This window comes from uncultured Eudoraea sp. (assembly GCF_947258925.1).
In the GTDB taxonomy this organism is placed as follows: Bacteria; Bacteroidota; Bacteroidia; order Flavobacteriales; family Flavobacteriaceae; genus Eudoraea.
The window spans coordinates 1-5,181 of the sequence record NZ_CAMYKG010000064.1 but is presented as its reverse complement, the minus strand read 5'-3'; the positions used below and the strand labels follow the sequence as shown (position 1 = coordinate 5,181).

Below are 5,181 nucleotides of genomic sequence, written 5' to 3'. Positions count from 1 at the left end.
AAAGGATGAATCATCGGCAACAGTAACTTCATTTTATGGAGGAGTATTCAATACCACAGCAAAGATTGCAGAATTACAAAACTACCTTAGGGACTAAGATAATCGATATCATTAAACAAGCCCTGGAATTTTAACAAATCAAACTTAGATCCCTTACTACAAGGGCTGGCCTGGGTTGGTTTTTATGCTTTCCCCGGATTACTTTTTAGGGATGCACGAAGTGAATCCCTCTTAAAATGAACTGTTACGGGATCAAAAACCAGACAAGCGTGGCGGGAGCCGAGAATTCTGACCCGTCCTTAAATATGTATTCCTGATTAATGCTTCAACACCTTAAAAACCAAAACCTATGCGCACTGCCGGATAAAACTGGTCAAAATTGTCTGACATATACAATTGTGGAGCTACGGATATGTATTTCCCTAATTCCCAGTTTACACCTAACTTGAACGTGTTTTTCCCAAATAGCTCGCCTTGCCGGTTTACCAAAACTCCCAGTTCTACACCAAGCCAATTGGGCTTATTAATTTTTTTGGACAAATTATACTTATAACCAATATTGAGAAAACCATTCACGTTGACAGTAGATTCTTCTATAAAATCAAATAGCAGATTATACGAAACATAGTACCGATTTTGTAAGGTCCGTTTCTTCCTGAAAGCAAACGCCATTTCCGCCGAAATATCAATAACAGGTTCACTTTTAATCAAGTTAACGCCAACGCCACCGCTAAGCATAAGCATATCTGTTTGCTCGCTCAACATGTCGTATTGTTTTTTTTGAGATAGCTGCATCCCATCAAATGTATAGTTGTAAATTGCTGAGTGTCTTCCCTGAATAGCGGTGGTGGTATCAATAACCTCCAAAAGCTGAGTAAGTAGGCTGTCTGAAATTAATTCATCGAGTTCATTAAACTGAATTTGTAAAAAGTATGTGTCTGATAGTATATTGCATTGCTTGTTAAACTGATAGATGGTTTGTTCGCCGTTCTCCCATATCACTCTTTCGCCTTCTTCGGTTTGCTTAATTGTCACCGATTTATTTGGTTCATAATTGATAGAATATGGTATTTTTTCAGGAATATCTTTGGTTTCCTTAAGTATTAATTGAAAGCTTTTAAAATCTTTCTCCACGTTTTCAGCTAAGTTTTTATAACTATAAATTGCCAAATTCATCCCTGCTTTGTTCTCAATTTGGACACAAGCCGAATCGATAGCGGTTTTTTGTCCGTATATAAAACTGCTGAACATTAACAGTGCGGTAAGTGTAAATATTGATGTTATTTTTTTCATTTTTTCAAGTATTTTATTATTAAAAATTGGATTTATTTATCCGCTTTAAATTCTAATTTTGCAATTTTGATGAAAGAGCTATTGCTCCATCATTGCCAGGACTTTGATTACCGCCAAATTTGAATTGGATTTTTTTTCTTTTCTCTTTTTTAAAAGCTGCGGTATTACTAATTAAAATTTTTGTTTCATACGCATCTGTCGTAATTTCATAAGTTGAATCCGCTGGAATATTATTCTCAATAGCCATAATTGATTCAGGAGAAATTTCTTTTTCAATATATTCTATTTGTTGGATGTAAACAGTGTCAGTAATTCGTTCTTTCAGGACAATAGGTTTAGTAACTACGACCTGTTTTTCAATAAAAACGGTGTCGTGTGTTATGATGTTAGCAGCAATTAATGATTCATTTTTGATTAATTCATTTTTGGTATTTAATTCGACCTTGTTTTTTAGGTCGGTATTTGTTTTAGCAAGTGCTTCTATCCTTTTTTGTGATTTGAGGTTTGAAACAAATAAAATTGAAGTAGAAATAAGAAGTAAAACACATGCTGCCGCTAATAGGCGGAAAAAAAGTGGTATTACGAGCTTTTTCTTTCTGTGCTGAACTTGTTTCCATATTCTTTCTTTAGCAACATTTGCTTCTGTTTCGTAAAAGTCCTCTGATTCATTTATCGATTTCCTAAAAAATGAATCAATTTTATTAGTTCCCATTTTTCTTAGCTTTATTAATTCTTTCAATTATGTTCATCCTTGCTTTTCTCAACTGCGATTTTGAAGTGCTTTCTGAAATATTCAGTAGTTCAGCTATTTCTTTGTGTGAATAACCTTCTATTGCGAACAGGTTAAAAACCATTCTGTAACCAGCAGGCAGAGCCTCAATTATGAAAAACGCCTGCTCGATATCAATATCAATTATATCAGCTGCATAGTCCGTATTGGTTTCGTATTCAAGTAAGCTCTCATTGTATCTGATTTTATTTTTAGTATTTAGATGCCTTATCGATTCATTAATGACAATGGTTTTAATCCATTTTTTCAGACTGTTATCACCGCGGTACTCAAATTGCTGTATGCTATTGAAAACTTTTGTAAATGATATAATAAGTGCATCTTCAACATCATGATGGTTAGATAAAATACGCATGGACAAGTTGTACATTTGCTGATAATGCAGATTAAACAAAACGCCCTGTGCAATTTGATTTCCTGATTTACAATGCTTGATAACTTCCTTTATTTCCAAGTACTTTTTTTTGTTTTGTAAGGTCGTTTAACTTAATAACCCTGATTGCCGGCTTGAAGTTGCCTGAACAACTAAATAAATGTATTTTATAATTAATTGTTACATAAAAAACATAAAGATACTGGAGCTAGCAGAACAACCTAAGCATGATCTGAGGTTGTAGGGATGCACAAGGTGAATCCCTTTTAAAATTATACGATTGAGACTTTGAATGCCTTGAAAATTCATTTTCAAAAGGTAAAGGAATCAAAAAACGAACAAGCGCTAGCTTGTGTTCGTTTTTATGCTTGCCCGGGATTGCTTTTTAGGGATGTACGAAGTCAATCGCAATTCGTGTGTTTTTTTTATTTTTAGCTGATTTTTCCATTTAAATATAACGCTATCTATTCGCCATCAACTTCTTAGTTTCTCTTCCAGCGATCCACTTGGCTATTTTATTCTTCACAAAGGGAATTTTGATATCATTATAGAAATCTTTCTTGTCCTTGTAGAACTTGTAATCGGCCCATCCTTTCAATTTATTCCATTCTGAAATAGATTTGAAGATATTGAAATACACCAATTGGCCTAATGAGGGTTCAAATTTCTCATGAGATTTAATTGCATTAAGAAGCTCTTCATATCCATTTAATGCCTTCATACGATTATAATCTGTTTCATTTTCAGATTTTGTTGCCACCTTAAGCTCCACGGATGGCACAAAGTTGTATCCACTTTGAGTGAAGTTTTCATTTAAATATTTACATGTTAAGTCAGCACCAAATCCCGCACAGGTGGTAAGCGCTATGGCGTATTTTCCAAAAAATATTGGTCTGTGAGCAATATAGCTTGTTCGCTCTACAAATTTCTTCATTAATGCACTAATCGTTCTTGCGTAGGTAGGAGATGCAAATATGGTCCCGTCGGCATCCTTCATTTCTTCAATAATCATATCACGATCATCTTTAAGAGGACAATTTTCTTCTCCGATATTGATACATGAATAACACCCTAAGCAATCCTTAAGGTTTAGTTCAGAAAGCATAAGAATCTTGAAATCTATTTCAGGATTACTTTGCTTAAGCAGTCTAAGTATATTGTAAGTATTCCCTTTGTGCGGGCTTCCACAGATCGCTACTATCTTTAGTTTTTTTTCCATCTATATAGAATTTAACTGTAAGCCATTTTAATTTTCTTTTAGAACTTCCTTTTGGCTATTACTATGTTGGCACTTCACTATGTTTAAATTGCCTTACCATTTCTAATATGGGTTTGATGCTTTCTTTATCGACATGGTCAAAACCATAGCGCTCTTCTTTACCGGCCTCGGGATCGGGATTGATAAGGGAGCCTATCCACAGCATCTTCCGAACCCACCAACTAACTTTTGAATGGTCTAACCTGCCTGGAAGGCCCACATGCTGCATTTGTGAAGCCAGCCCGGAAGGAAGGGAAGCAGCAACCCAACGGTCGAGTTTATCCCCTGGCCCCGCACCTGAGACCGAAAACAAGATCTTCGACCTGTCTTTAAGGATAGATAAATTTGATCTTACCCATTTTCGGATAGATAGCTTAAAATAGTGAATTGAACTGCCCAATATTAAATACTCGTACTTTGCCGGATCGGCATTGGGATCCTTGATGTCAAATACAGGAAATCCTGTGGCGTCGCCAATCCAGTTGGCATATTGCTCGGTACTCCCGTACTTACCTGAGAAAAAAATTGCTCCGTTCATAATACATTGTTTTAGATGTTGGTATAACAAAATTAAACTAGCCTATAGGACCAAATATCAAAGCCTGATCACCAATATCCATACCCTCACAACTTTTAGAAAAGCTGCTGCCATCCAATTCAATTTGAAACTTTACGTGATCTTCCTCACCATTCGAATTAACAGGAAGCCATCGATAGGGAAGGTCCAGTTGGGTTACCTTGGGGTTTGTGAGATTGAGAATGGAATATTGTCCTTTCTGACATTGAAATCCGGGAGGTTTTTCAAAGCTCAATTCGAGCGTTTTGACATCTAACTTTTTGCGCTCCGAGAGCGCAACAACTCTCTTGTCAACATACTTTTCATCATCACATTCGGACCAGATTTTGTCTTTATTCATCTGCAAGGCAGCCAAAAACCCACCTGTAATGCTACCTTCAAAGCCCCCGCCAGGAAAAGCCCAGGCCGACGCGAAATAGAGGTTTGGAATCAAGAAATTATTTCTAAATCGTTTAGAAGCTGTTAATTGCAAGGTTTGAGCAAAACCGTATACTGCTCCACTGGGATTAGAGGTATACCGCTTAATAGTTTTTGGGGTAGATAGCTCGTAATATTCTATGCTTTCTTTAATACCAGGGTACTTCTCTTCCAGGCGCTGTATTAAGATCTGGGCTACCTCCTCTTTTTTTACCTTGTAATCATCAGGACTAAGGTTTTCCCAGTTTTTCAGATAAGCTACAGTACAGATCACACCAGCAGCTTTATCCGATGGTGCCAATCCAGCATCGACCTTTTCATAATCTACAAAGATGAAACTACGTTTTTTCCAATCACCTAGCTGATTCGGATGTACATCTTTGAGACTTTTTATATCATCCCCTTGTATATAATTTGAATAGTATTTAACACCAAATCGATCTAATTTTTCCTTAAAGCCAAAGTACATACAC

General features: G+C 36.2%; 5 protein-coding genes and 2 pseudogenes. 1 reads left to right on the top strand and 6 read right to left on the bottom strand.

Annotated features, from left to right (window positions below; translation table 11 throughout):
• Nucleotides 1–97 (top strand): annotated as a pseudogene (locus tag Q0X77_RS14970) (GTP cyclohydrolase I FolE); the annotation flags it as partial.
• A 236-nt stretch (nucleotides 98–333) separates the two neighbouring features.
• Here the strand turns inward: Q0X77_RS14970 and Q0X77_RS14965 are convergent.
• The 6 genes and pseudogenes from Q0X77_RS14965 to Q0X77_RS14940 form a co-directional block, all read right to left on the bottom strand.
• A complete protein-coding gene (locus Q0X77_RS14965; RefSeq protein WP_297707679.1) occupies nucleotides 334–1,293 on the bottom strand; it encodes a hypothetical protein in 960 nt (319 codons plus the stop codon).
• A 52-nt stretch (nucleotides 1,294–1,345) separates the two neighbouring features.
• Entirely contained in the window at nucleotides 1,346–2,005 is a 660-nt protein-coding gene (locus Q0X77_RS14960) for a hypothetical protein (RefSeq protein WP_297707677.1), read from the bottom strand.
• Entirely contained in the window at nucleotides 1,995–2,537 is a 543-nt protein-coding gene (locus Q0X77_RS14955; protein WP_297707675.1) for a sigma-70 family RNA polymerase sigma factor, read from the bottom strand. Before Q0X77_RS14955 ends, Q0X77_RS14960 begins: the two co-directional genes overlap by 11 nt.
• 379 nt (nucleotides 2,538–2,916) lie before the next feature.
• Entirely contained in the window at nucleotides 2,917–3,675 is a 759-nt protein-coding gene (locus tag Q0X77_RS14950; protein ID WP_297707673.1) for a flavodoxin family protein, read from the bottom strand.
• Nucleotides 3,676–3,736: 61 nt separating this feature from the next.
• The gene (locus Q0X77_RS14945; RefSeq protein ID WP_297707671.1) at nucleotides 3,737–4,252 is read right to left on the bottom strand and encodes a flavodoxin domain-containing protein; all 516 of its coding nucleotides are present in this window, start codon (nucleotides 4,250–4,252) and stop codon (nucleotides 3,737–3,739) included.
• Between the two features lie 37 nt (nucleotides 4,253–4,289).
• A pseudogene (locus tag Q0X77_RS14940) lies at nucleotides 4,290–5,181 on the bottom strand (NAD(P)/FAD-dependent oxidoreductase); the annotation flags it as partial.

What these genes read in the sequence shown, in the direction of transcription:
- Q0X77_RS14950 (WP_297707673.1), bottom strand. Translation starts at nt 3,675, where the DNA reads ATGGAAAAAAAACTAAAGATAGTAGCGATCTGTGGAAGCCCGCACAAA.
- Q0X77_RS14945 (WP_297707671.1), bottom strand. Translation starts at nt 4,252, where the DNA reads ATGAACGGAGCAATTTTTTTCTCAGGTAAGTACGGGAGTACCGAGCAA.
- Q0X77_RS14960 (WP_297707677.1), bottom strand. Translation starts at nt 2,005, where the DNA reads ATGGGAACTAATAAAATTGATTCATTTTTTAGGAAATCGATAAATGAA.
- Q0X77_RS14965 (WP_297707679.1), bottom strand. Translation starts at nt 1,293, where the DNA reads ATGAAAAAAATAACATCAATATTTACACTTACCGCACTGTTAATGTTC.